General features: G+C 61.2%; 23 protein-coding genes and 1 tRNA gene. 5 read left to right on the top strand and 19 right to left on the bottom strand.

What is annotated here, in order from left to right; all coding sequences use genetic code 11:
• Positions 1-40: 40 nt before the first annotated feature.
• The 7 genes from rimP to ftsH all read right to left on the bottom strand — a co-directional run bounded on the left by rimP (position 41) and on the right by ftsH (position 6204).
• Positions 41-499 (bottom strand): ribosome maturation factor RimP, encoded by a 459-nt coding sequence (gene rimP / locus IB234_RS21965; RefSeq protein ID WP_192321981.1) that lies wholly within the window; start codon positions 497-499, stop codon positions 41-43.
• A 281-nt stretch (positions 500-780) separates the two neighbouring features.
• A tRNA-Leu gene (locus tag IB234_RS21960) sits at positions 781-866 on the bottom strand.
• Positions 867-876: 10 nt separating this feature from the next.
• The gene (gene secG / locus IB234_RS21955) at positions 877-1260 is read right to left on the bottom strand and encodes a preprotein translocase subunit SecG (protein WP_192321980.1); all 384 of its coding nucleotides are present in this window, start codon (positions 1258-1260) and stop codon (positions 877-879) included.
• 3 nt (positions 1261-1263) lie between these two features.
• The gene (gene tpiA / locus IB234_RS21950; protein ID WP_192321979.1) at positions 1264-2019 is read right to left on the bottom strand and encodes a triose-phosphate isomerase; all 756 of its coding nucleotides are present in this window, start codon (positions 2017-2019) and stop codon (positions 1264-1266) included.
• A gap of 65 nt (positions 2020-2084) precedes the next feature.
• Positions 2085-3422, bottom strand: coding sequence for a phosphoglucosamine mutase (glmM, locus tag IB234_RS21945; protein ID WP_192321978.1), 1338 nt, complete (start codon positions 3420-3422; stop codon positions 2085-2087).
• Between the two features lie 16 nt (positions 3423-3438).
• On the bottom strand, positions 3439-4290 hold the full coding sequence (gene folP, locus IB234_RS21940) for a dihydropteroate synthase (protein WP_192321977.1): 852 nt from the start codon (positions 4288-4290) through the stop codon (positions 3439-3441).
• 9 nt (positions 4291-4299) lie between these two features.
• Positions 4300-6204 (bottom strand): ATP-dependent zinc metalloprotease FtsH, encoded by a 1905-nt coding sequence (gene ftsH, locus IB234_RS21935; RefSeq protein ID WP_192321976.1) that lies wholly within the window; start codon positions 6202-6204, stop codon positions 4300-4302.
• A gap of 546 nt (positions 6205-6750) precedes the next feature.
• On the opposite strand from ftsH, the gene yhbY reads away from it, so the two are divergent.
• Positions 6751-7062, top strand: coding sequence for a ribosome assembly RNA-binding protein YhbY (gene yhbY, locus IB234_RS21930; protein ID WP_192321975.1), 312 nt, complete (start codon positions 6751-6753; stop codon positions 7060-7062).
• 65 nt (positions 7063-7127) lie between these two features.
• On the opposite strand, the gene IB234_RS21925 is transcribed toward yhbY, so the two are convergent.
• The 8 genes from IB234_RS21925 to grpE all read right to left on the bottom strand — a co-directional run bounded on the left by IB234_RS21925 (position 7128) and on the right by grpE (position 17244).
• Complete coding sequence (locus IB234_RS21925; protein ID WP_412547946.1) at positions 7128-7559, bottom strand: DUF4149 domain-containing protein; 432 nt, start codon at positions 7557-7559, stop codon at positions 7128-7130.
• Positions 7540-8016 (bottom strand): transcription elongation factor GreA, encoded by a 477-nt coding sequence (gene greA / locus IB234_RS21920; RefSeq protein ID WP_192321973.1) that lies wholly within the window; start codon positions 8014-8016, stop codon positions 7540-7542. The genes IB234_RS21925 and greA overlap by 20 nt, the downstream gene beginning before the upstream one ends.
• Positions 8013-11234, bottom strand: coding sequence for a carbamoyl-phosphate synthase large subunit (carB, locus tag IB234_RS21915; RefSeq protein WP_192321972.1), 3222 nt, complete (start codon positions 11232-11234; stop codon positions 8013-8015). Before carB ends, greA begins: the two co-directional genes overlap by 4 nt.
• A gap of 36 nt (positions 11235-11270) precedes the next feature.
• Entirely contained in the window at positions 11271-12407 is a 1137-nt protein-coding gene (gene carA / locus IB234_RS21910) for a glutamine-hydrolyzing carbamoyl-phosphate synthase small subunit (protein ID WP_043308812.1), read from the bottom strand.
• Positions 12408-12592: 185 nt separating this feature from the next.
• Positions 12593-13396, bottom strand: a complete 804-nt coding sequence (gene dapB, locus IB234_RS21905; RefSeq protein ID WP_192321971.1) for a 4-hydroxy-tetrahydrodipicolinate reductase — start codon at positions 13394-13396, stop codon at positions 12593-12595.
• A 10-nt stretch (positions 13397-13406) separates the two neighbouring features.
• Positions 13407-14537, bottom strand: coding sequence for a molecular chaperone DnaJ (dnaJ, locus tag IB234_RS21900; RefSeq protein ID WP_192321970.1), 1131 nt, complete (start codon positions 14535-14537; stop codon positions 13407-13409).
• Between the two features lie 120 nt (positions 14538-14657).
• The gene (gene dnaK / locus IB234_RS21895) at positions 14658-16574 is read right to left on the bottom strand and encodes a molecular chaperone DnaK (RefSeq protein ID WP_192321969.1); all 1917 of its coding nucleotides are present in this window, start codon (positions 16572-16574) and stop codon (positions 14658-14660) included.
• A 103-nt stretch (positions 16575-16677) separates the two neighbouring features.
• Complete coding sequence (grpE, locus tag IB234_RS21890; protein WP_192321968.1) at positions 16678-17244, bottom strand: nucleotide exchange factor GrpE; 567 nt, start codon at positions 17242-17244, stop codon at positions 16678-16680.
• A 148-nt stretch (positions 17245-17392) separates the two neighbouring features.
• On the opposite strand from grpE, the gene recN reads away from it, so the two are divergent.
• A complete protein-coding gene (gene recN / locus IB234_RS21885) occupies positions 17393-19066 on the top strand; it encodes a DNA repair protein RecN (RefSeq protein ID WP_192321967.1) in 1674 nt (557 codons plus the stop codon).
• Between the two features lie 59 nt (positions 19067-19125).
• Here recN and fur read toward each other — a convergent pair whose 3' ends face one another.
• Positions 19126-19536 carry a ferric iron uptake transcriptional regulator gene (gene fur, locus IB234_RS21880; RefSeq protein WP_192321966.1) on the bottom strand — a complete coding sequence of 137 codons (411 nt, stop codon included), beginning with the start codon at positions 19534-19536 and terminating at the stop codon, positions 19126-19128.
• Positions 19537-19633: 97 nt separating this feature from the next.
• Here fur and IB234_RS21875 point away from each other — a divergent pair, with 97 nt between their 5' ends.
• Entirely contained in the window at positions 19634-20149 is a 516-nt protein-coding gene (locus IB234_RS21875) for an outer membrane protein assembly factor BamE (protein ID WP_192321965.1), read from the top strand.
• A gap of 58 nt (positions 20150-20207) precedes the next feature.
• Here the strand turns inward: IB234_RS21875 and IB234_RS21870 are convergent, their stop codons facing one another.
• Both IB234_RS21870 and IB234_RS21865 read right to left on the bottom strand, forming a co-directional pair.
• Entirely contained in the window at positions 20208-20516 is a 309-nt protein-coding gene (locus IB234_RS21870; protein ID WP_192321964.1) for an RnfH family protein, read from the bottom strand.
• Positions 20509-20943 (bottom strand): type II toxin-antitoxin system RatA family toxin, encoded by a 435-nt coding sequence (locus IB234_RS21865; protein ID WP_192321963.1) that lies wholly within the window; start codon positions 20941-20943, stop codon positions 20509-20511. Before IB234_RS21865 ends, IB234_RS21870 begins: the two co-directional genes overlap by 8 nt.
• Positions 20944-21074: 131 nt before the next feature.
• On the opposite strand from IB234_RS21865, the gene smpB reads away from it, so the two are divergent.
• Positions 21075-21557, top strand: coding sequence for an SsrA-binding protein SmpB (smpB, locus tag IB234_RS21860; RefSeq protein ID WP_192321962.1), 483 nt, complete (start codon positions 21075-21077; stop codon positions 21555-21557).
• A gap of 47 nt (positions 21558-21604) precedes the next feature.
• Here the strand turns inward: smpB and IB234_RS21855 are convergent, their stop codons facing one another.
• Positions 21605-22372, bottom strand: coding sequence for an FCD domain-containing protein (locus tag IB234_RS21855; protein WP_192321961.1), 768 nt, complete (start codon positions 22370-22372; stop codon positions 21605-21607).
• Between the two features lie 313 nt (positions 22373-22685).
• Between IB234_RS21855 and IB234_RS21850 the strand changes: the two genes are divergently transcribed.
• Positions 22686-24374 carry a lactate permease LctP family transporter gene (locus IB234_RS21850; protein WP_192321960.1) on the top strand — a complete coding sequence of 563 codons (1689 nt, stop codon included), beginning with the start codon at positions 22686-22688 and terminating at the stop codon, positions 24372-24374.
• Positions 24375-24520: the final 146 nt, after the last annotated feature.

Below are 24520 nucleotides of genomic sequence, written 5' to 3'. Positions count from 1 at the left end.
CTCGCCTTTCGCAATCCATTGGATCCGCGGGATCCGCGTCTCAGTCAAAACGGGGAATAATGTTGGCCTTGTCGATCAGATCGATCGGCAACAGGAATTCGTGGTCATCCACCAGCACCACCACGTCCTGCTCCTCCACACCGCGAAGGAGACCCTGAAAATTGCGCCGCCCCTCAAAAGGCGAACGCAGCTTGATCTTCACCTGCTCACCAGCATGCTTGGCGAACTGTTCGATGGTGAAAAGCGGCCTATCCATGCCCGGCGATGACACCTCTAGGGTGTACTCGCTACTGATCGGGTCCTCGACGTCCAGCACGGCGCTGACCTGCCGACTGACCGCTTCGCAATCCTCGATCAGGATGCCGTTGTCATGATCGATATACACACGCAGCAGAGAATGCCGCCCCTGGGAGATGAACTCGATCCCCCAACATTGGTAGCCAAGCGACTCGACTACCGGGGCCAACATGGCCTGCAACTGTTCCAGCTTGCTCGACACCCGAAGCCCTCCGCGCATGTCGTAGAAATAAAAAATGGGCGAAACGCCCATCCATCGTGCACCCTCATCGGGTGGCGGACTCCGCAGCTAGCAAAAAGCCCCTAAACAGGGGCTTTTTTACAACTGACACGAGTGCCGGCAACCAGCATCGAATAGCAAACCCGACCAGCAGACAGCTATCCCGCATCAAAGCTGGGCCGAGAGTATACGGACCTAACCCTACAGGGTCAACCGACCCCCGAAAACGACAAGGCCCGCAACCTGCGGGCCTTGTCGAAATATGGTACCGAGGAGGGGACTCGAACCCCTACAGCCTATGGCCACTACCACCTCAAGGTAGCGTGTCTACCAATTCCACCACCTCGGCAAAGAGGGTATTACTTTTGCTCCTGGGCATCTGGAACATCAGCCTTTTCGACTGACGACTTCTGCTCTTCAAGCACGGGCACATCCTCTACAGCAGGCTTGTCTTGCTTAACCTCAAGCACTGCCGGATCAGGCAACCCAACCTGAGTAAGGTTATCAGCTTTTTGTTTAGCAAAGAAGCCTAAACCCAAGCTAGTAATGAAAAAAATTGCTGCGAGAACAGCTGTGAAGCGACTCAGAAAGGTGGCCGAACCCTGGCTACCAAAAACAGTACCGGACGCTCCCGAACCGAAAGAAGCACCAGCATCAGCACCTTTGCCTTGCTGCAGCAGCACCAAGCCGACTACACCGATGGCACCCAAGAGATGTACGACGATTACGACTGTTTCCAGCATTTATCAGTTTCCTGCGGCGCGACAGATCGCACCAAATTCATCTGCATTCAAGGAGGCTCCACCAATGAGCCCCCCATCGATATCCGGCATACCGAACAACTCGGCAGCATTGGCGGCCTTGACGCTGCCGCCATACAGAATTCTTACGCCACGCGCGACACCCGCATTCTCCGCAGCAAGCTGCGCACGAATAGCCGCATGAACCTCTTGGGCCTGCTGCGGCGATGCCGTCAGACCAGTACCAATAGCCCAAACCGGCTCATAAGCCACAACCGCTTTGGAGAAGGCACCTACACCCAACTCCTCGATGACACTACCCAACTGGGCAGACACCACTTCCAGCGTCTTATCTGCCTGCCGTTGCTCAAGAGTCTCGCCGATGCACAGCACCGGAACCAGACCACAGGATTGCGCAGCAGCAAACTTGCGACTTACCTGCTCGTCACGCTCACCCAGAATCAGGCGACGCTCGGAATGCCCCACCAGCACCATGCTGCAACCAGCATCAGCCAACTGGCTAGGCGCAATCTCACCAGTCAGAGCGCCTTGCATAGGCTCCACGGCGCAGTTTTGAGCACCAATGGCGATCGCCTTGCCTTCCAGCCCAACCAGGACCTGATTGATGTACAGGCAAGGTGGCATGACTGCCACCTCAACACTGCCAGGCAGCGCCAATTGACGAAGCCCCTTGATCAGCTCTGCGACGCTGGCGCGGGTACCGTGCATTTTCCAGTTACCAGCTACCAGGGGGCGACGCATGCCAGACCTCGTCGTTCAAAGTGGGCGCAGATGTTACCCAAGAGCTTTTCCACTAGCAAGCCGAATCAGGCACAGACCTCGCCAACCACCTTGGCCAGCTCTTCGGCGTATGAACGCACCTGAATCTCGTCATCACCCTCGACCATGACGCGCACTAATGGCTCGGTACCAGACTTGCGCAACAAGACACGCCCACGCCCCGCCATACGCTCGGTAACGCGCGCGCAGGCATCCTTCACGGCGACATGCCCGACCGGGTCCACATCACCAGAAAAGCGCACATTGATAAGCACTTGCGGACACTTGCGCACAGCCTGACGAGCCTCGGCAAGCGTCTGATCGCCACGCTTAAGCGCCATTAGTACCTGTAGCGCCGCAATGATGGCATCGCCGGTAGTAGTGTGCTGACAACACAATAAATGCCCAGAGTTTTCGCCACCAAGCTGCCAGTCACGCTCCTGTAGCTCTGCCACCACATAACGATCACCGACCTTGGCACGAGCGAAGGGAATCCCCAGATCACCGAGCGCCAACTCCAGCCCGAGATTGCTCATCAGAGTACCCACCACCCCACCCTGCAGCCTGCCCCGCTCATGCAGATCGCGCGCAATGATGAACAACAGCTCATCACCATCCACGGTTGCCCCAGTGTGATCAACCATCAGCACACGGTCGCCATCACCATCAAAAGCGATCCCGAGATCAGCCTGCTGCGCCAACACCTCGGCCTGCAGCGGCTCAATGTGGGTAGAACCGCAATTGTCGTTAATGTTCAGCCCGTTAGGCTGAGCGGAGAGCACGGACACCTGAGCACCCAACTCCCGGAAAACACTAGGAGCCACCTTATAGGTGGCTCCATGGGCGCAGTCGATGACCAGCTTGAGACCAGAGAAGCTTGTACTGCTTGGCACGCTACTCTTGCAGAACTCGATGTAGCGACCCGCAGCATCGTTGATACGGGACACCTTGCCGAGTTGCTCGGACTCCACCACCGACATCGGCTGATCGAGCAACTCCTCGATCATCAGCTCTATCTCATCCGGCAGCTTGGTGCCCTTGCCAGAAAAGAACTTGAAGCCATTGTCATGGTGGGGATTGTGCGAGGCACTGATGACGATACCCGCCTCGGCCTGAAAGGTACGCGTCAAATAGGCGATGGCCGGAGTCGGCATCGGCCCCAACAGCATCACATCCGCACCAGCAGCCACCAGACCGGCCTCCAGCGCCGACTCGAACATATAGCCCGAGATGCGCGTGTCTTTGCCGATCAGGATGCGGCACTTACCCTGCTTGCGAAATGCCATGCCGGCAGCCCAGCCCAGCTTGAGGATGAACTCGGGAGTGATGGGAAACTGACCGACAGGACCACGGATGCCGTCGGTACCGAAATATTTTCTGCTCATAGTCACTCCAACTTCTTTATTCTGCTGCCTGCACGGCGGCGATCATACGCACCGCATCGACAGTTTCGGCGACATCATGGACGCGCAGGATACACGCCCCCTTGGCTACCGCCAGAGCAGCCAGGGCGAGACCACCTGGCAACCGCTCATGCACCTCTCGCCCAAGCGCCTGCCCAATCATGCTCTTGCGTGACACACCGACCAGCAAAGGCCGCCCCAAGCCGAGCAAGACTTCCAGGCGCCGAAACAGGCTGAGATTGTGTGCGAGAGTTTTGGCGAAACCGAAACCCGGATCAAGAATGATACGCTCACGAGGTATTCCCGCCGCCTCGCAGTCACACATCCGCTGCTCGAGGAAATCACCGACCTCAGCCACAACATCCTGATACTGCGGGTCTTGCTGCATGTTTCCGGGCTCGCCGAGCATGTGCATCAGGCAAACCGGCAAGCCAGTGGCAGCTACTGCCTCCAGAGCACCATCGCGCCGTAAGGCACGCACGTCATTGATCAAGCCAGCTCCGAGCCTGGCCCCCTCACGCATCACCGCAGGAGTGGACGTATCCAGGGAGATAACCACATCCAACTCAGCGGCGAGAGCTTCGACAATCGGCAACACCCGCTCCAGCTCCTCAAGCGGAGAAACAGGGCGAGCCCCAGGGCGAGTGGACTCGCCCCCCACATCAATTAGGGTCGCACCAGCGGCCGCCATCTGCGCGGCATGACGCAAGGCCGCATCGCGAACTGCGAAGCGGCCTCCGTCGGAAAAGGAATCAGGGGTTACATTGAGAATACCCATCACTTGCGGATGAGCCAGGTCAAGCACCCGACTGCCGCATGGCAGCCGGGCCGGGTACTGCAGGGTTGTCATTCGTCGACCTTAGTGCTCACCTGCCGGGCCGCCGATCGGGGATTCCGGACGCTCGGCCTGCTCCTTCGGCGCCGAGGCACCCGAGCCACCCTGCCAATCGCGAGGCTCACGCGGCGTACGACCCGCCATGATGTCGTCGATCTGATCAGCATCGATGGTTTCGTACTTCATCAGCGCATCGGCCATCATGTCGAGCTTGTCGCGATTCTCTTCCAACAGACGCTTGGCAGTACCGTAGCAGCCATCAATGATGCTGCGCACTTCCTCGTCGATAGCCTTGGCAGTTTCCCCGGAAACGTTGGCCTGCTGACTGCCGGCGCTGCGCCCCAGGAACACCTCGCCCTCCTCTTCCGCGTACATCAGCGGGCCAAGCTTCTCGGACAACCCCCACTTGGTCACCATGTTCCGCGCCAGGCGGGTGGCGCGCATGATGTCATTGGAAGCTCCAGTGGTGACACCATCGAAGCCGAGGGTCATTTCTTCGGCGATACGGCCGCCGAACAGCGAGCAGATCTGACTGGTCAGAGCACGCTTGGACAAACTGTAGCGATCCTCTTCCGGCAAGAACATGGTCACGCCCAAGGCACGGCCACGCGGGATGATCGACACCTTGTAGACAGGATCATGCTCGGGAACCAAACGACCAACAATAGCGTGGCCAGCTTCATGATAAGCGGTGTTGAGCTTCTCCTTCTCGGACATGACCATCGATTTGCGCTCGGCGCCCATCATGATCTTGTCCTTGGCCAGCTCGAACTCCTTCATCTCCACTAGGCGCTTGCTGGCACGAGCAGCAAACAGCGAGGCCTCGTTGACCAAGTTGGCCAGGTCGGCACCGGAGAAGCCAGGGGTACCACGCGCGATCACCGCCGGCTCTACGTTGTCGCCGATCGGCACCTTACGCATGTGCACCTTGAGGATCTGCTCGCGACCACGAATATCTGGCAGGCCCACCACCACTTGGCGGTCGAAGCGACCGGGACGCAGCAGCGCCGGATCGAGCACATCGGGACGGTTGGTCGCGGCGATGACGATGATGCCGTCATTCATTTCGAAGCCATCCATCTCCACCAGCAACTGGTTGAGGGTCTGCTCGCGCTCGTCATGACCGCCACCCAGGCCGGCGCCACGGTGGCGACCGACAGCGTCGATCTCGTCGATGAAGATGATGCAGGGCGCATGCTTCTTGGCCTGCTCGAACATGTCCCGCACCCGGGAGGCACCAACGCCGACAAACATCTCAACGAAATCGGAGCCGGAAATAGTGAAGAACGGCACCTTGGCCTCACCGGCAATGGCCTTGGCCAGCAGGGTCTTACCGGTACCAGGCGGACCGACCATCAGCACGCCGCGAGGGATGCGACCACCCAGGCGCTGGAACTTGCCCGGATCGCGGAGGAACTCAACCAGCTCGCCGACCTCTTCCTTAGCCTCGTCGCAACCGGCGACGTCGGCCAGAGTGGTCTTGACCTGGTCCTCGGAGAGCAGGCGCGCCTTGGACTTGCCGAAGCTCATCGGGCCACCGCGACCACCGCCGCCACCCTGCATCTGGCGCATGAAGAACATGAATACGGCAATGATCACCAAGATCGGGAAGCTGGCTACCAGCAATTGGGTCCAGATGCTCTGGCGCTCCGGCTGCTTGCCCACGATCTCGACGTTGTTGTCGATCAGATCCTTGATCAGGCCACGATCCTCGATAGCCGGGCGAACGGTTTCAAAGGTGGTGCCATCAAGATTCTTGCCGCTAATGATGTAGCCATCGACAGTGACCTGCCTGACCTTGCCTTCCTGGACCTGCTGGATGAACTCGGAGTAGTTCAGCTTGCCGGCTTCGCTCGGGCTGGAGAAGTTGTTCATCACCGTGACCAAGACGGCTGCGATGATCAGCCACAGGATCAGGTTTTTTGCCATGTCGTTCAATTCGCTACCCTCTGAAACGAGCCTCGTCCTGGAAACTCGCTTCGCATGACGGCTGGTGGATTACCAACCTAACTTACTACACAACCCCTGCCCCGAGCAGGAACCGTCTGTAACCCTTTATGAGACCTCGGTCATCCGACTAAAACTCACTGTACCGGTTCCAGTCTAGGCCTCAAGACAACCTTGAGCCAGAAGGCTGTCCGCACATTGATTTCACGACGACGGCAACCTCCAGGCAACACCTATCCAGTCATATTGGGGTCATCTGAGAAAACACAAGGCCAACCCGCCATCACACAGCCCTTAGACTCACCGCGCCACGACCGACATCGCGAGCAGGCACCCATGCAACCGCACGGAACGAGCCTCATCACAATATCGAACACCCTTTCGCCCCGAACATATAAAGGGGCGCACCCGGACCAGCTCGGGTAGAATGCGCCGTTTAAGATTCAGAAGAAGGCACACCGAAATGGCATGGGCATGACTACGTCCAAACCATCAGGCGGCCGGATTCCATAGCAACAGGGTCAGATTATGGCGCTTACCAACGAACAGAAGAAACACTTCAAATCTATCGGCCACCACCTGAAACCGGTATTGATCGTGGCCGAAAATGGCCTGACCGAAGGCGTCCTGGCTGAACTGGAGCGTGCGCTCAGCGATCATGAGCTGATCAAGGTACAGTTTCGTCTGGCCGAGCGCGACGACCGTCGTACGCTAATCGACGAGCTTGTTGCGGCTGGCCGCTGCGAGCTGGTCCAGGTGATCGGCAAGATGGCCCTGATCTATCGAAAGAACCCCAAGCCGAACAAGAACCTGTCCAATATCCATCGCTATCAGGCCTAAGGGCAGGCTTCTTAGCTGGCTTTTCGCGGCTCGCAAGCCCAGCACCTCACTCTATGCGCGTCGCCTCATTCGCTCCGCTGCCCAGGCAGCGGCTGCATCACCAGCACTAGACCACACACGGCCAGCACCAGATAGTTGAACAGCAACCAGCGTGCGGCGCCCGGCTGCCACTCACGCACGACGAAGAATGCAACCGCCATGACCAGTACGATCAACAGCAACTGACCACGCAGATCGCGCCAGAGGCTGCGCAGACCTTCTGCCTGAATCAGCACCATTCCCTGCACCAACACGCAGAAGGCTGCGAAACCGATCAAAAGCGGGCTGAGCGCGCCATTGACCTCCTCAATCAGCAGCGGTGCAAGCCCCATCTTCTCCAGTGCCGGCAGCATGACGAAATGGAGCAACCAGAGGCCACCGACCCAGAAAGTCTGAGCTAGCTGCCAACCGAGGATGCCCGCACGCTGCGGGAGACGGTCAAATATGACGGACTTCAACAATCTCGTACTCGACCAGGCCGCTAGGGGTCTTCACCGCCACCACGTCGCCCTCTTCCTTACCCACCAGGGCGCGGGCAATGGGCGAGCTGACCGACAGTTTGCCAATCTTGATGTCGGCCTCATCCTCGCCAACGATCTGATAGGTCACCGTCTCGTCGGTATCGCAGTTGGCAATGTCGACGGTGGTGCCGAAGATCACCTTACCGGTGTGGGCGATAGTGGTGACGTCGATCACCACTGCATGCTGCAGGCGGCCTTCGATGTCGCGGATGCGCGCCTCGACCATGCCCTGCTGTTCGCGGGCGGCATGGTATTCGGCGTTTTCCTTGAGGTCGCCCAACTCGCGCGCTTCACCGATATCCTGGCTGAGCTTGGGACGCACCACCTTGGTCAGGTGCGCCAATTCTTCCTCCAGGGCGCGAGCGCCCTGGACGGTCATGGGGTACTTGTTCATGCCTTGATTCCTGCGTGCAGATCCTGCAGACGGCGCACGGTCTTCTCGGGACCGAACTTGAGCGCTTCGCAGATCGCCTGACCAGCCGCGATGGTGGTGGTGCAGTAGATCTTGTGCTGCAGGGCGTTTCGACGGATGGAGTAGGAGTCAGCGATGGACTGACGGCCTTCGGTGGTGTTGATGATCAGGGTGACTTCGTCATTCTTGATCATGTCAACCACGTGCGGGCGGCCCTCGGTCACCTTGTTCACGCGACGCACCGGCAGACCGGCGGCCTCGATCACCTTGGCGGTACCCGCGGTGGCGACCACTTCGAAGCCCAGGCTGACCAGATCGCGGGCGACCTCGACGGCCTGAGCCTTGTCGTCTTCGCGTACGCTGATGAAGGCGCAACCAGTGTTCGGCAGGATTTCGCTGGCGCCCAGCTGGGCCTTGGCGAAGGCCTCGCCGAAGCTGTCACCGACACCCATCACTTCACCGGTGGATTTCATCTCTGGGCCGAGGATCGGGTCGACGCCAGGGAACTTGGCGAACGGGAACACCGCTTCCTTGACGCTGAAGTACGGCGGGATCACTTCCTCGGCGTAACCGGCTTCGGCCAGCGACTTGCCCGCCATGACGCGGGCGGCCACCTTAGCCAGCGACTCGCCGACGCACTTGGAGACGAACGGCACGGTACGCGAAGCGCGCGGGTTGACCTCGATGACGTAGATGTCTTCGCCCTGGACGGCCATCTGCACGTTCATCAGGCCAACCACGCCGAGCTCCAGGGCCATTTTCTTGACCTGGTCGCGGATCTCGTCCTGGATGTGCGCCGGCAGCGAGTACGGCGGCAGCGAGCAGGCGGAGTCACCGGAGTGCACGCCGGCCTGTTCGATGTGCTGCATGATCGCGCCGATCACCACGGTCTCGCCGTCGCAGACCGCGTCGATATCAACCTCGATGGCGCAGTTGAGGAAGCGGTCCAGCAGCACCGGGCTGTCGTTGGACACTTTCACCGCTTCGCGCATGTAGCGCTTGAGCTCTTCTTCCTGGTAGACGATTTCCATCGCGCGGCCGCCCAGCACGTAGGACGGGCGCACCACCATCGGGTAGCCGATGGCCTTGGACAGGGCCAGAGCCTCGTCTTCGCTGCGCGCGGTGGCGTTGGCCGGCTGGCGCAGGTTCAGGCGCTGGACCATCTGCTGGAAGCGCTCGCGGTCTTCGGCGCGGTCGATGGCGTCCGGCGAGGTACCGATGATCGGCACACCGGCCTCTTCCAGGGCGCGGCACAGCTTCAGCGGGGTCTGCCCGCCGTACTGCACGATCACGCCTTTCGGCTGCTCGACGCGAACGATTTCCAGCACGTCTTCCAGGGTCACCGGTTCGAAGTACAGGCGGTCGGAGGTGTCGTAGTCGGTGGAGACGGTTTCCGGGTTGCAGTTGACCATGATGGTCTCGTAACCGTCTTCACGCATGGCCAGCGCCGCGTGCACGCAGCAGTAGTCGAACTCGATGCCCTGGCCGATACGGTTGGGGCCGCCGCCGAGGATCATGATCTTGTCGCGACCGCTCGGGTTGGCCTCGCACTCTTCCTCGTAGGTCGAGTACATGTAGGCGGTGTCGGTGGCGAACTCGGCGGCGCAAGTGTCGACGCGCTTGTACACCGGCAGCACTTTCAGCTTGTGACGGTGGCTGCGCAGGGTCTTCTCGGTCACGCCCAGCAGTTTGGCCAGACGGATGTCGGAGAAGCCTTTGCGCTTGAGCTTGAACATCAGGTCGCGGTCGATGGCCGACAGCGCCAGGGTCTTGATGCGCTCTTCGTCCTTGACTAGGTCTTCGATCTGCACCAAGAACCACTCGTCAATGCGAGTCAGGTCGAACACTTCGGCGACGGTCTTGCCGGCGCGGAAGGCATCGGCCACGTACCAGACGCGGTCGGCGCTCGGCACGGTCAGCTCGCGACGCAGGGTGCTCTCGGCTTCCGGGTCGTTCAGGTCGAGCTTCTCGTCGAAACCGGCGACGCCGACTTCCAGGCCGCGCAGGGCTTTCTGCATGGACTCCTGGAAGGTGCGGCCGATGGCCATGACTTCACCCACGGACTTCATCTGGGTGGTCAGGCGGGCGTCGGCTTTCGGGAACTTCTCGAAGGCGAAGCGCGGGATCTTGGTCACGACGTAGTCGATGGCCGGCTCGAACGAGGCCGGGGTGCGACCGCCGGTGATGTCGTTCTGCAGCTCGTCCAGGGTGTAACCCACGGCCAGCTTGGCGGCGATCTTGGCGATCGGGAAGCCGGTAGCCTTGGAGGCCAGGGCCGAGGAACGCGACACGCGCGGGTTCATCTCGATGACGACCATGCGGCCGGTGTTCGGGCAGATGCCGAACTGCACGTTGGAGCCACCGGTTTCCACGCCGATTTCGCGCAGCACCGCCAGGGAGGCGTTACGCAGGATCTGGTATTCCTTGTCGGTCAGGGTCTGCGCCGGAGCCACGGTGATCGAGTCGCCGGTGTGCACGCCCATCGGGTCGAAGTTCTCGATGGAGCAGACGATGATGCAGTTGTCCTTCTTGTCGCGGACCACCTCCATCTCGTATTCCTTCCAGCCGATCAACGATTCGTCGATCAGCAGCTCGCTGGTCGGCGACAGATCCAGGCCGCGAGCGCAGATTTCTTCGAACTCTTCACGGTTGTAGGCGATGCCGCCGCCGGTGCCGCCCATGGTGAAGGACGGACGGATGATGCAGGGGAAGCCGACCTTCTCCAGCACGCCGTAGGCTTCTTCCATGTTGTGCGCGATGCCGGAAACCGGGCAGGCCAGGCCGATGTCTTTCATCGCCTTGTCGAAGCGCGAACGGTCTTCGGCCTTGTCGATGGTGTCGGCGTTGGCGCCGATCATCTCGACGCCGAATTTCTCCAGGATGCCGTGCTTTTCCAGGTCCAGGGCGCAGTTCAGCGCGGTCTGGCCGCCCATGGTCGGCAGCAGCGCGTCCGGACGCTCCTTCTCGATGATCTTGGCCACGGTGGCCCACTTGATCGGCTCGATATAGGTGGCGTCGGCCATGGCCGGGTCGGTCATGATAGTGGCCGGGTTGGAGTTCACCAGGATGACGCGGAAGCCTTCTTCCTTCAGGGCCTTGCAGGCCTGGGCGCCGGAGTAGTCGAACTCGCAGGCCTGGCCGATGACGATGGGGCCGGCGCCGAGGATCAGGATACTTTTGATGTCTGTACGTTTTGGCATGGTTCTTACTCGAATCCTTGGGTCAGTCGGCGTGGCTTAGCGGCGCTTGGCCATGGCTTCGATGAAGCGGTCGAACAACGGGGCGACGTCGTGCGGGCCTGGGCTCGCTTCCGGGTGACCCTGGAAGCTGAAGGCGTCCTTGTCGGTACGCTCGATACCCTGCAGAGTGCCGTCGAACAGCGACTTGTGGGTGGCGCGCAGGTTGGCCGGCAGGCTCGGCTCGTCCACGGCGAAACCGTGGTTCTGGCTGGTGATCATCACCACGCCGCTGTCGAGGTCCTGCACCGGGTGGTTGGCGCCGTGGTGACCGGTGCCCATCTTCACGGTCTTGGCGCCGGAGGCCAGGGCCAGCAGCTGGTGGCCGAGGCAGATACCAAACACCGGAATCTCGGTCTGCAGCACTTCCTTGATCGCAGCGATCGCGTAGTCGCACGGCTCGGGGTCGCCAGGGCCGTTGGAGAGGAACACACCGTCCGGGTTCAGTGCCAGCACGTCCTTGGCCGGGGTCTGCGCCGGCACCACGGTCAGGCGGCAGCCGCGCTCGACCAGCATGCGCAGGATGTTGGTCTTGACCCCGTAGTCGTAGGCGACCACGTGGTAAGGCAGCTCGCTGGCAGCGATTTCCGGGTGGCTGTCACTCTTCAGGTTCCACACACTGGTGCGCCACTCGTAGCGCTCGGTGCAGCTGACCACCTTGGCCAGGTCCATGCCTTTCAGGCCAGGGAAGCTGCGCGCCAGTTCCAGGGCTTTTTCCTCGGTGGCATCTTCGCCAGCCAGGATGCAACCATTCTGCGAACCCTTCTCGCGCAGGATGCGGGTCAGACGACGGGTGTCGATGCCGGCGATGGCGACGGTACCGTTTTCTTTCAGGTACTCGTCCAGCGGCTGCTTGTCGCGCCAGTTGCTGGAGATCAGCGGCAGGTCGCGAATGATCAGGCCGGCGGCCCACACGCGGTTGGATTCGGCGTCTTCCGGCGTGGTGCCGGTGTTGCCGATGTGCGGGTAGGTCAGGGTAACAATCTGCTGGGCATAGGAAGGATCGGTGAGGATTTCCTGATAGCCGGTCATGGCGGTGTTGAACACCACTTCACCGATGGTATGGCCGTCGGCCCCGATTGCTTCACCGCGGAAAATGCTGCCGTCGGCAAGGGCGAGTATGGCTGGCTTAGTCAAGAAGACCTCCCTTAGATCTGGAACTTGCACAAACGCAGGTTGTAAAAAAGCGGGATGACGTATTGACCGTCACCCCGCTTCTTTATCTGATTCATTCTGCGTTACTTTTAGTGGACACACTAAAGCGGGAAGCTTACAGGAAAAGCCCTTTTCGGTCCACAGCTTGCATGGACCGCTCAGGCATTTCAGTTAAGTCCCAACACATCCTGCATGTCATAAAGACCGGCCGACTGTGCCTGCAGCCAGAGCGCCGCACGCACCGCACCCTTGGCGAAGGTCATGCGACTGGAGGCCTTGTGGGTGATCTCCACGCGCTCGCCGTCGGCGGCGAACAGCACGGTGTGATCGCCGACCACATCACCGGCACGCACGGTGGCGAAACCAATGGTCTCGCGCTCGCGGGCGCCAGTCTGGCCTTCACGACCATAGACCGCGACCTTCTGCAGATCACGACCCAGGGCGCTCGCCACCACCTCGCCCATGCGCAGCGCGGTGCCGGACGGCGCGTCGACCTTGTGCCGGTGGTGCGCCTCGATGATCTCGATATCGACATCGCCACCCAGCACGCGGGCGGCGGTATCCAGCAGCTTCAGGCAGAGATTGACGCCAACGCTGTAGTTCGCAGCGAAGACGATCGGGATCTGCTTGGCCGCCTCGCTCAGCAACTGCTTCTCCTCTGGGGAGAAACCGGTGGTGCCGATGACCATGGCCTTGCCCGCCTGACGGCAGATTTCCAGGTTTTTCAGGGTCACCGAAGGGTGCGTGAAGTCGATCAGCACATCGAACTGATCCAGCACGGCATTCAGATCACCCGCCAGGGTCACGCCGATCTTGCCCAGCGCCGCCAACTCACCGGCATCGGCGCCGATCAGGCTGCTGTCCGGACGATCGACGGCGGCGGTCAGCTGCGCGCCTTCCGCCTGGCTGATCGCCTCGATGAGGATCTTACCCATGCGCCCGGCGGCGCCCATCACTGCAATACGTCGCATAGCCGATTCCTTAGATGTCGCCGAAGAAGCGCTTCATGCCATCGAACCAACCGCTGGCCTTGGGCGAGTGGGAACTGTCACCTTCCAGCGACTTGCGGAATTCCTCCAGCAGCTCGCGCTGACGCTTGTCCAGGTTGACCGGCGTTTCCACCGCCACCCGACACATCAGGTCGCCGGCACCGCCGCCGCGCACCGGGGCCACGCCCTTGCCACGCAGGCGGAACAACTTGCCGGTCTGGGTACCTTCCGGAATCTTCAGCTTGACCCGGCCATCCAGGGTCGGCACTTCCAGCTCGCCACCCAGCGCCGCGTCGGCGAAGCTGATCGGCACCTCGCAGTACAGGTGCTTGCCGTCGCGCTGGAAGATCGGGTGCTCGCGCACGTTGACCACCACATAGAGGTCGCCAGCCGGCCCGCCATGGGAGCCTGCCTCGCCCTCGCCGGACAGGCGAATACGGTCGCCGGTATCGACGCCCGCCGGCACCTTGACCGACAGGGTCTTGCTTTCCTCCACACGACCCTGGCCGTGGCAGCTGCCACAGGGATCGGTGATCATCTTCCCGCTGCCGTGGCAGCGCGGACAGGTCTGCTGCACCGAGAAGAAGCCCTGCTGCATGCGCACCTGGCCGATGCCGCCGCAGGTGGTACAGGTCACCGGACTGGTACCCTTCTTGGCGCCACTGCCATCGCAGGTTTTGCAGCCGACCAGGGTCGGCACGCGGATGGTCACGGTGGTACCGCGCACCGCCTCTTCTAGATCCAGCTCCAGGGTATAACGCAGATCAGAGCCGCGCTGAGCGCCGCCACGCTGCCCGCCACGACCGCCACCACCGAAGAAGTCGCTGAACACATCGCCGAAGATGTCGGAGAAGTTCGCTCCGCCGGCACCGAAGCCACCACCGCCCCCCATCTGCGGATCGACACCGGCATGACCGTACTGGTCGTAGGCCGAGCGCTTGCCCGCATCGGAGAGAATCTCGTAAGCCTCGTTGGCCTCCTTGAATTTCTCTTCCGCGGCCTTGTCGTCCGGATTGCGGTCAGGGTGGTGCTTCATCGCCAGGCGGCGGTAGGCCTTCTTCAGGTCCGCTTCGCTGGCACCGCGCTCCACACCGAGCACTTCGTAATAGTCACGTTTGGCCATACATCTACACCTTTAAATTCGTCTGCCCCAGACGCACCAACGCGGGAGCATGCCCCCGCGCGGTGAATCGCACCTGCCGAAGCCAGGCTCCGGCAGGCTGGAACGGAAGCAAGCCGTAGCTTACTTGTTGTCCTTGACCTCTTCGAACTCGGCGTCGACCACGTCGTCACCGGCGTCCTTGACGTCATCCGCCGCCTGGGCGGCAGCGCCCGGCTGTGGCTGCTCGGCGTACATCTTCTGCGCCAGCGGGGTGGTGGCTTCGGACAAGGCGTTGATCTTGGCCTCGATATCAGCCTTATCATCGCCTTTCAGAGCAACTTCCAGTTCGCCGATGGCTTTCTCGATGGCCGCTTTCTCGTCGGCAGTCGCCTTGTCGCCGGCTTCGGTGATCATCTTGCGCGTGGCGTGAACCAGACCGTCGCCCTGGTTGCGGGCGGCTGCCAGCTCCTCGAACTTGCGGTCTTCCTCGGCGTTGGCCTCGGCGTCGCGCACCATGCGCTCGATCTCGTCATCGGACAGACCGGAGTTGGCCTTGATCACGATGGACTGCTGTTTGCCAGTGGCCTTGTCTTTGGCACCGACGTGCAGGATGCCGTTGGCGTCGATGTCGAAGGTCACTTCGATCTGCGGCACACCGCGCGGAGCCGGCGGGATCTCAGCCAGATCGAACTTGCCCAGCGACTTGTTCTGACCAGCCTGCTTACGCTCGCCCTGCAGCACGTGAATGGTCACAGCACTCTGGTTGTCGTCGGCGGTGGAGAACACCTGCGACTTCTTGGTCGGGATGGTGGTGTTCTTCTCGATCAGCGCGGTCATCACGCCGCCCATGGTTTCGATACCCAGGGTCAGCGGGGACACGTCGAGCAGCAGTACGTCTTTCACGTCACCGGCCAGCACGGCGCCCTGAATCGCGGCACCGATGGCTACAGCCTCGTCCGGGTTGACGTCCTTGCGCGCGTCCTTGCCGAAGAACTCGGCAACCTTCTGCTGCACCAGCGGCATGCGGGTCTGACCGCCGACCAGGATCACTTCGTCGATGCTGCCAACGTCTAGACCGGAGTCTTTCAGGGCAATGCGGCACGGCTCAATGGTACGGGTGACCAGGTCTTCGACCAGGGCTTCCAGCTTGGCGCGGGAAATCTTCACGTTGAGGTGCTTCGGCCCCGTCGCGTCTGCAGTGATGTACGGCAGGTTGACATCGGTCTGCTGAGCGGACGACAGCTCGATCTTGGCCTTCTCGGCAGCTTCCTTCAGGCGCTGCATGGCCAGCGGATCGCCTTTCAGGTCGATACCGGACTCTTTCTTGAATTCGTCGACGAGGTAGTCGATCAGGCGAATGTCGAAGTCCTCACCACCGAGGAAGGTGTCACCGTTGGTGGCCAGTACTTCGAACTGGTGCTCGCCGTCGACTTCGGCGATCTCGATCACCGACACGTCGAAGGTACCGCCACCCAGGTCATAGACGATCACGGTGTGGTCGCCCTTGCCCTTGTCCATGCCATAGGCCAGCGCAGCCGCGGTCGGCTCGTTGATGATGCGTTTGACCTCGAGACCGGCGATACGGCCGGCGTCCTTGGTAGCCTGGCGCTGACTGTCGTTGAAGTAGGCCGGAACGGTGATAACCGCTTCGGTCACTGGCTCGCCGAGGTAGTCTTCGGCGGTCTTCTTCATCTTCTTCAGCACTTCCGCGGAGATCTGCGGCGGCGCCATTTTCTGGCCGTTCACTTCGACCCAGGCGTCACCGTTGTCGGCCTTGGCGATCTTGTACGGCACCATCTTGATGTCTTTCTGCACGACGTCTTCGTCGAAGCGGCGGCCGATCAGGCGCTTTACTGCGTACAGGGTGTTGTGCGGGTTGGTCACGGCCTGACGCTTGGCGGACTGGCCGACCAGGATCTCGCCATCGTTGGCGTACGCGATGATCGACGGCGTGGTACGCGCGCCTTCAGCGTTCTCGATGACCTTGACGTTACCGTTTTCCAGAATGGCGACGCAGGAGTTGGTGGTCCCCAGGTCGATACCGATGATTTTGCCCATGCTCAAACTCTCCGAAACTTTGTCGTTAACCGCGGCCTGTGATTGCCCGCCGCGTCAGCTATGAATTCGCTTGCTGTAACAGATGGGGCCGGCCCGTTGGATTTCAAGCCTGCTCGTCGATGGAGGGCGGCGCCGCGGTAGGTGCCTTGCTGACCACGACCATGGCTGGGCGCAGCAAACGACCGTTAAGCAGGTAGCCCTTCTGGAACACCTTGAGCACGGTGTTCGGCTCGACGTGGGTACTCTCTTCCATAGCCATGGCCTGGTGGTGCTCAGGATTGAACGGCGAGCCGTGCGGGTCGACCGCTTCCAGCTGGTAGCGCTTGAGGGTGTCGTGGAACAGCTTGAGAGTTAGCTCCATGCCTTCGCGCATGGCTTTGCTCGCCTCATCGGCGGCACTGGTCATCTCCAGACCGCGCTCCAGGCTATCGACTACCGGCAGCAGGTCGTTGGCGAATTTTTCCAGGGCGAACTTGTGCGCCTTCTCCACATCCTGCTCGGCGCGGCGGCGTACGTTCTGCAGGTCGGCAGCCACTCGCAGGGACTGATCCTGGGCCGCGGCCAGCTGCTCTTCGAGGCTCTGCACGCGGGCAGCCAGCTCGTCGCCGGCAGCCACTTCGGGCGCCAGTTGCTCTTCCGGGTTGGTATCCAGGTTCTGTTCGTCTGCCATTGGTTCCTCCTGTCTATAACGTCAGCGGGTCGTGGCCCGCGCTTCTTGCCGCCTATATGGGGGCCGGTCGCACAGTTTCAAGGGTTATTGCCGGGACAAAACAAAACACTGTATAAATAGCCAGCAAAATTTTTTGGGAGCGCTCTCCATGCTGGTGCACCTGTCCGTACACAACTACGCCATCGTCGAACACCTGGACCTTGAGCTGGAACGAGGCATGTCCGTGATCACCGGCGAAACCGGCGCCGGCAAGTCGATCATGCTCGATGCCCTCGGCCTGGCCCTTGGCGATCGCGCCGACAGCGGCGTGGTCCGCCCCGGCGCCGACAAGGCAGACATCCTCGCCAGCTTCGACCTGGAAGACATCGCCGAGGCCCGCGCCTGGCTGGCCGAACGTGATCTGGACCACGACGGCCCGTGCATCCTGCGCCGCGTCATCACCGGCGAAGGCCGCTCGCGCGGTTATATCAACGGCGCGCCCTGCCCGCTCGGTGACCTCAAGGCCCTGGGCGAGCTGCTGATAGACATCCACAGCCAGCACGAACACCAGTCGTTGCTCAAGCCGGACACCCATCGCCGCCTGCTCGACGAATACGCTGGTAGCCAGGAGCTGGCGCGCCAGGTTCACCTTGCCGCCCAGCGCTGGCGTCAGACCCGCCAGGAGCTGCAGCGCCTGTCCTCGACTGGCGACGAGCAGCGCGCCCGCCACCAGCTGCTCAGCTACCAGTTGGAAGAGCTGGAAAATCTCGGTCTGGGCGACAACGAACTGGAACAGCTGGAGCAGGAACACAAGACCCTGAGCAACGCCGAACAGTTGCTCGGCGCCTGCCGTCAGGTGCTCGACCTGTGCAGTGAGAGCGACGCCGGCAACGTGCTGTCCGCCCTCACCGCCAGCCTCAACCGTCTCACCGCCTTCAGCAGCCAGCCCGGCGCCCTGGGCGAGGCGACCAACCTACTCGCCAGCGCGCAGATCCAGGTAGAAGAAGCCGTCGGCGAGCTGAATCGCTTCCTCGATCATTTCGATGCCGACCCGCAGCGCCAGCAATTGCTGGAAGAGCGCCTGGACGCCATCTACAGCCTGGCGCGCAAGCACCGGGTCCAGCCCTTCGAACTAGCCGAGCTACAGCAACGCCTGCTGAGCGAACTGGAAAGCCTCAATGCCGACGACGAGGCGGTGGCACGCCTTGGCGAAGAGCTGGCCGCCTACGCACGCCATTATCAGCACAAGGCCGCCGAACTGAGCGCCCTGCGCCAGCAGGCCGCTGATCGTCTGGCCGAAGCCGTGCAGGTAGAGATGCAGACTCTGGGCATGCCCGGTGGCCGCTTCAGCATCCAGCTGCAGGCCGGCAATCCGGAAGAGCTGCAGCCATATGGTCTGGAACAGGTGGAGTTCCTGGTCAGCGCCAACCCGGGCCAACCAATGAAGTCGCTGGCCAAGGTCGCTTCGGGCGGCGAACTGTCACGCATAAGCCTGGCCATCCAGGTAATCACCGCGCAGACCTCACGCGTGCCGACCCTGGTGTTCGACGAAGTCGACGTCGGCATCGGTGGGCCCACCGCCGAAGTGGTCGGACAGTTGCTGCGCCGCCTCGGCGAGCGCGGCCAGGTGCTGACCGTTACCCATCTGCCGCAAGTCGCTGCCCAGGGACACCAGCACCTGTTCGTGCACAAGGCGCGCGGCAAGGACAGCACTCAGACGGCAGTGGCCAACCTGGCCCCGGAAGACCGCGTCGAAGAGATCGCGCGCATGCTCGGTGGCGTCGACCTCACCGAGGAGTCCCTGGCTCATGCCCGCAAGATGGTCACCAAGGCCCAAGCCTGAATCGCTGCAACGAAAAAGGCGCCCCATGGGCGCCTTTCTTTATCCAGTGCAGGCTGCGCTTACTTCTTCTTGCGCACGTACAGCACCAGATTGTGATCGACCAGCTCGAAACCGTGCTGTTTGACGATTTCTTTCTGCAGTTTCTCGATCTCCGGATCGAAGAACTCGATCACCTCGCCGCTATCCACGCAGACCATATGGTCATGGTGACCGCCATCGGCCAACTCGAACACGGCATGACCGCCATCGAAATTGTGGCGCTCGACCAAGCCAGCCGCTTCGAACTGGGTCAGCACGCGGTAGACAGTGGCCAAGCCAACGTCCTCACCAGCCTCCATCAGGGCCTTGTATACATCCTCGGCACTCATATGACGCTGCCCGGACGTCGCCGAGTCCAGCATTTGCAAAATCTTCACGCGGGGCAGAGTGACCTTGAGGCCAGCTTTACGCAGTTCGTTGTTTTCAACCATGGTCTGCTTTCTCGTGGTTGCTGCTTCGCAGCTCCCGTTAATGCGGGTATGATCGGGGTTTAATTTGCCCAGCCAAGATAGTGGAAGTCACCCACCGATGCAAAACACCAAGCTCTTGCTGCCCAGCCTCACCCTCGTGGGTCTGTTCGCACTCGCCGGCTGTTCGTTTCCCGGGGTTTATAAAATCGACATCCAGCAGGGCAATGTCGTTACGCAGGACATGATAGACCAGTTGAAGCCCGGAATGACCCAACGCCAAGTGCGGTTTATCATGGGCAACCCGCTGATCACCGATACCTTTCATGCCAAGCGCTGGGATTATCTGTACAGCATTCAGCCGGGCGGCCGTCAGCGCTACCAGGAGCGAGTCAGCCTGGTATTCGACGGCAACGATCAACTGATCGGCCTGGCCGGCGACTTCATGCCAGGCGTCAGCCGCGACCAGGAAATTCTTGGTGAAGGCAGCGACAACAGCGTCAACCAGCAGCCTCAGCAGCAGACGGAAGAACCGGCCAAACCAGGCTCCCTGCTGGAACAGATCCAGGACGAGGTGGATGCCGCTGAACCAATTCCAGTACCCATCCCAGAACCACTGGACCCACAGCCGCAATAATCCGCGACAAAGAAAAGCCCGGCCAATGTCGGGCTTTTTCATGGGAGCAGGAATTACTTCAGCTGCCTTGCTGTGCAGCCTTAGCCCGCGCCGCACGAGCCTTGCGCACCTCTTTAGGATCGGCAACCAGCTCCCGATAAATTTCCACCCTATCGCCCGCTTCCAGCACTCGCTCCTCTGGCTTGGCGACCAGCTTGCCGAAGATCCCCAGCGGCGCCGACGCCAGATCCAACCCTGAAAAATGCACCTCCATTCCAGAGCGCAATGCGGCCTCACGCACCGTAGTCCCTGAAGGCACTCGCAAGCACAACAGTTTCTGAGCGCCCTCCAGCGCGTAAACCACCTCGACGAGAATGTTCTCAGCCATGGAGCTGCTTGGCTCGCTGACAGAAGGCATCGACCATGGTATTAGCCGCCTGGGTGAACAGTGGCCCAAGGGTAGCCTTGACCAGCGGGCCAGCGTAATCAAAGGTCAGGTCCAGGCTGATCTTGCAGGCTTTCTCACCCAACGCCTTGAATTCCCACACGCCATGCAACTGAGAGAACGGCCCGTTTACCAGCTGCATCTCAATGGACTTTCCCGGCACCAGGCGATTACAGGTAGTGAACTGCTGGCTCATACCACCCTTGGCCACAGTCAGAGTTGCGCGCATCTCACTCTCGCTGGACTCCAGCACTTCGGCAGCAGAGCACCAGGGCAGGAACTGCGGGTAGCCGGCCACATCATTGACCAAGTCATAGAGGGCCTGTGCCGGATAAGGCAACAGGGCCGAGCGTTGGATACGGGTACTCATCAGCCTTCTTGTTCCTGAACTGCTGCGCCGGCTCGCCGTGCGCCACGGAGCGCGCATTGTGCGGAATTCGACTAACCCTCTCAAGCGCACCTGTCGCCACGGACGCGCCGACTCCCTATAATGCGCGCCCTATGGCCAAGCAGAAGAAACATCCCACCGGGACCATCGCGCTGAATAAAAAAGCGCTCCACGACTACTTCATCGAACACAAGTTCGAGGCCGGGCTGGTCCTGTCCGGCTGGGAAGTGAAGAGTCTGCGCGCCGGCAAGGCGCAGCTGGTAGACAGCTACATCCTGCTCAAGGATGACGAAGCCTGGCTGATGGGTTGCCACATCACCCCACTGAAGACTGCCAGCACACACGTCATCGCCGACCCCACACGTACCCGCAAGCTGCTACTGAACAAGCGCGAACTGGACAAGCTGTTCGGCTCAGTCCAGCAGAAGGGCTACACCTGCGTGGCGCTGTCGATCTACTGGAAAGCCCACCTGATCAAGTGCGAGATCGCCCTGGCCAAGGGCAAGAAAGACTTCGACAAGCGCCATACCGAGAAAGAGCGCGACGCCGACCGAGAAGTTCAGCGCGCCATGCGCACCAAGGGCAAAGACGAATAAGAAAGGGCGGATTATCCGCCCTTTTCTTTTGCCTCTCGAAAGGACAACTACAACCCCTGTCGACGTTGCGCCCGCTCCAACCGTTTGGCTTCCTGCTGCGCCTCGGCCAGCACTTCCTGCACATAGTGAATGTGATGGTGCGACAGGTCGCGCGCGTTGTCGGCACGGCGCTCGATGATCGCCTCGAACAGAGCCTGGTGCTGCGCTCGCAACTGGTCTCGTGTCTCGCTGCGTTGCAGGTACATGCCGCCGATGTTGGTCACCACGTTGTGCTTGAGCAGGTCGAACAGGCCGCGGATGGTGTGCAACAGCACGGCGTTGTGACTGGCCTCGGCGATCGCCAGGTGAAAACGTGCGTCAGCCGCCCCCTCCTCCCCCCGACTGGCTTTACTGTTCGGCGCATAGCAGCGCTGCAGCTCATCGAAAGCGGCTTGCAGGCGTTCGTGGTCGACCGGCGTCGCACGCAGTGCCGCGTAATAAGCGCAAGAGCCCTCCAGCGTATGACGGAACTCCAGCAGGTCGCGCTGCGCATCCGGATTGCTCTCTAGCAGATGCAGCAACGGATCGCTGAAGGTCGAACCCAACTCCATTGCCACATAGTTACCGCCGCCCTGACGACTGACCAGCAGTCCCTTGGCCACCAGTTTCTGGATCGCCTCGCGCAGCGAAGGCCGGGACACGCCGAACTGCTCCGCCAGCGCCCGCTCGGCCGGGAGGCGTTCGCCTGCTTTTAGCGTGCCCTCGAGAATCATTGACTCGAGCTGACTGACGATGTCGTCCGACAGGCGGCGCTGCCGCACCTGACCGAATGTCATACCACTTTCCATCCTGTTGATTTGCCGCGCAGCGACCGTCTGAATCGCCGCTCGCGGTATTGCTGGCGGCAGCCTACCCAGCCCCGCACACCCCGACAAGCCTGAGCGATAGGTCGGGATACACGACCAAAGTCGAAGACCGACAAATTGACAGAGCCCAAGCAGGGCTTTTACCCTGAGCCCTCGCTTTTGTAAATTGGTATGACCAATTAAAGCGAGCAACTCATCGACAGGCTCGGACTGCCGCCGCCAGACCATAAGTCTGTCGCTACCGAGCTCAAGGCACCTCCAAAAACAATTAGGAGCCACCTGCATGCAAACCTGGCAACAGCTCTACACACCGCTCGGCAGCCTCGGCCTGTCCGCGCTGGTCGCGCTCATCCCCATCGTCTTCTTCTTCCTGGCCCTGGCGGTGTTCCGCCTGAAAGGCCATGTCGCGGGCAGCATCACATTGGCGCTGTCGATCATCGTCGCCATCTTTGCCTTCCAGATGCCGGCAGCCATGGCCTTCGCCGCTGCCGGCTACGGCTTCGCCTATGGTCTGTGGCCGATCGCCTGGATCATTGTTGCGGCGGTGTTTCTCTACAAACTGACGGTGAAGAGCGGTCAGTTCGAGATCATCCGCAGCTCGGTCCTGTCGATCACCGACGACCAGCGTCTGCAGGTGTTGCTGATCGGCTTCTCCTTCGGTGCATTCCTCGAAGGCGCCGCAGGCTTCGGCGCCCCGGTAGCGATCACCGCCGCCCTGCTCGTCGGTCTCGGCTTCAACCCGCTGTATGCCGCCGGCCTGTGTCTGATCGCCAACACCGCCCCGGTGGCCTTCGGCGCCCTGGGTATCCCGATCATCGTGGCAGGTCAGGTCACCGGCATCGACGCTTTCAAGATCGGCGCCATGGCTGGCCGCCAGCTGCCGCTGCTGTCGATCATCGTGCCGTTCTGGCTGGTGGCGATGATGGACGGCTGGCGTGGTATCAAGGAAACCTGGCCGGCCGCACTGGTCGCTGGCGTCAGCTTCGCCGTCACCCAATACTTCACCTCCAACTACATCGGCCCGGAACTGCCGGACATCACCTCGGCGCTGGTCAGCCTGGTCTGCCTGACCCTGTTCCTCAAGGTCTGGAGCCCGAGCCGCGCAGCCGAACCCGAGGTGGTTGGCGTGACTGCCGGCGGCGCCGCAATCGTCGGTGGTTTCGGCGGCAAGCGCACCACTACCCCGTCACCGTATAGCTTCGGTCAGATTCTCAAGGCCTGGTCGCCGTTCCTGATCCTCACCGTGCTGGTCACCATCTGGACCCTGAAGCCGTTCAAGGCGATGTTTGCCGCGGGCGGTGCGATGTACAGCACCGTGTTCAACTTCGCCATTCCGTACCTCGATCAACTGGTGATCAAGACCGCTCCGATCGTTACTGCAGCCACCGCCATGCCGGCCGTGTTCAAGCTGGACCCGATCTCCGCCACCGGCACCGCGATCTTCTTCTCCGCGCTGGTCTCGATGCTGGTCCTGAAGATCAATGCCAAAACTGGTCTGACCACCTTTAAGGAAACCTTGATCGAACTGAAATGGCCGATTCTGTCGATCGGCATGGTGTTGGCCTTCGCCTTCGTCACCAACTACTCGGGCATGTCCAGCACCCTGGCCCTGGTCCTGGCTGGCACCGGCGTACTGTTCCCGTTCTTCTCGCCGTTCCTCGGCTGGCTGGGCGTGTTCCTGACCGGCTCGGATACCTCATCCAACGCCCTGTTCAGCTCGCTGCAGGCCACCACCGCCCACCAGATCGGAGTCAACGACACCCTGATGGTCGCGGCCAACACCAGCGGTGGCGTGACCGGCAAGATGATCTCGCCGCAATCCATCGCCGTGGCCTGCGCCGCCACCGGCATGGTCGGCAAGGAATCCGATCTGTTCCGCTTCACCCTCAAGCACAGCCTGATCTTTGCCGCCTTCGTCGGTCTGATCACCCTGGTCCAGGCCTACTGGCTGACCGGCATGCTCGTGCACTGAGGACATTCGGATCTGCTGCGCGTCGGCGATACAGCGTTAGACATGGCCTCGGGCTGCTCATTTACAGCTCGTAAACTCCGCGCCCTCGGCCATGTCTGCCTTGTCTCGCTCTAGCTCGCGAGATCCGTCCGCAACATTGTTGTTCC

The organism is Pseudomonas sp. PDM16 (assembly GCF_014851865.1).
GTDB lineage: Bacteria > Pseudomonadota > Gammaproteobacteria > Pseudomonadales > Pseudomonadaceae > Aquipseudomonas.
This window is presented reverse-complemented; position numbering and strand designations above follow the sequence as displayed.

Excerpts from the sequence above, each read along its gene's own strand:
- secG (WP_192321980.1), bottom strand. The coding sequence starts at position 1,260 with ATGCTGGAAACAGTCGTAATCGTCGTACATCTCTTGGGTGCCATCGGT.
- tpiA (WP_192321979.1), bottom strand. The coding sequence starts at position 2,019 with ATGCGTCGCCCCCTGGTAGCTGGTAACTGGAAAATGCACGGTACCCGC.
- glmM (WP_192321978.1), bottom strand. The coding sequence starts at position 3,422 with ATGAGCAGAAAATATTTCGGTACCGACGGCATCCGTGGTCCTGTCGGT.
- folP (WP_192321977.1), bottom strand. The coding sequence starts at position 4,290 with ATGACAACCCTGCAGTACCCGGCCCGGCTGCCATGCGGCAGTCGGGTG.
- ftsH (WP_192321976.1), bottom strand. The coding sequence starts at position 6,204 with ATGGCAAAAAACCTGATCCTGTGGCTGATCATCGCAGCCGTCTTGGTC.
- yhbY (WP_192321975.1), top strand. The coding sequence starts at position 6,751 with ATGGCGCTTACCAACGAACAGAAGAAACACTTCAAATCTATCGGCCAC.
- greA (WP_192321973.1), bottom strand. The coding sequence starts at position 8,016 with ATGAACAAGTACCCCATGACCGTCCAGGGCGCTCGCGCCCTGGAGGAA.
- carB (WP_192321972.1), bottom strand. The coding sequence starts at position 11,234 with ATGCCAAAACGTACAGACATCAAAAGTATCCTGATCCTCGGCGCCGGC.
- dapB (WP_192321971.1), bottom strand. The coding sequence starts at position 13,396 with ATGCGACGTATTGCAGTGATGGGCGCCGCCGGGCGCATGGGTAAGATC.
- dnaJ (WP_192321970.1), bottom strand. The coding sequence starts at position 14,537 with ATGGCCAAACGTGACTATTACGAAGTGCTCGGTGTGGAGCGCGGTGCC.
- dnaK (WP_192321969.1), bottom strand. The coding sequence starts at position 16,574 with ATGGGCAAAATCATCGGTATCGACCTGGGGACCACCAACTCCTGCGTC.
- grpE (WP_192321968.1), bottom strand. The coding sequence starts at position 17,244 with ATGGCAGACGAACAGAACCTGGATACCAACCCGGAAGAGCAACTGGCG.
- recN (WP_192321967.1), top strand. The coding sequence starts at position 17,393 with ATGCTGGTGCACCTGTCCGTACACAACTACGCCATCGTCGAACACCTG.
- fur (WP_192321966.1), bottom strand. The coding sequence starts at position 19,536 with ATGGTTGAAAACAACGAACTGCGTAAAGCTGGCCTCAAGGTCACTCTG.
- IB234_RS21875 (WP_192321965.1), top strand. The coding sequence starts at position 19,634 with ATGCAAAACACCAAGCTCTTGCTGCCCAGCCTCACCCTCGTGGGTCTG.
- IB234_RS21870 (WP_192321964.1), bottom strand. The coding sequence starts at position 20,516 with ATGGCTGAGAACATTCTCGTCGAGGTGGTTTACGCGCTGGAGGGCGCT.
- IB234_RS21865 (WP_192321963.1), bottom strand. The coding sequence starts at position 20,943 with ATGAGTACCCGTATCCAACGCTCGGCCCTGTTGCCTTATCCGGCACAG.
- smpB (WP_192321962.1), top strand. The coding sequence starts at position 21,075 with ATGGCCAAGCAGAAGAAACATCCCACCGGGACCATCGCGCTGAATAAA.
- IB234_RS21855 (WP_192321961.1), bottom strand. The coding sequence starts at position 22,372 with ATGACATTCGGTCAGGTGCGGCAGCGCCGCCTGTCGGACGACATCGTC.
- IB234_RS21850 (WP_192321960.1), top strand. The coding sequence starts at position 22,686 with ATGCAAACCTGGCAACAGCTCTACACACCGCTCGGCAGCCTCGGCCTG.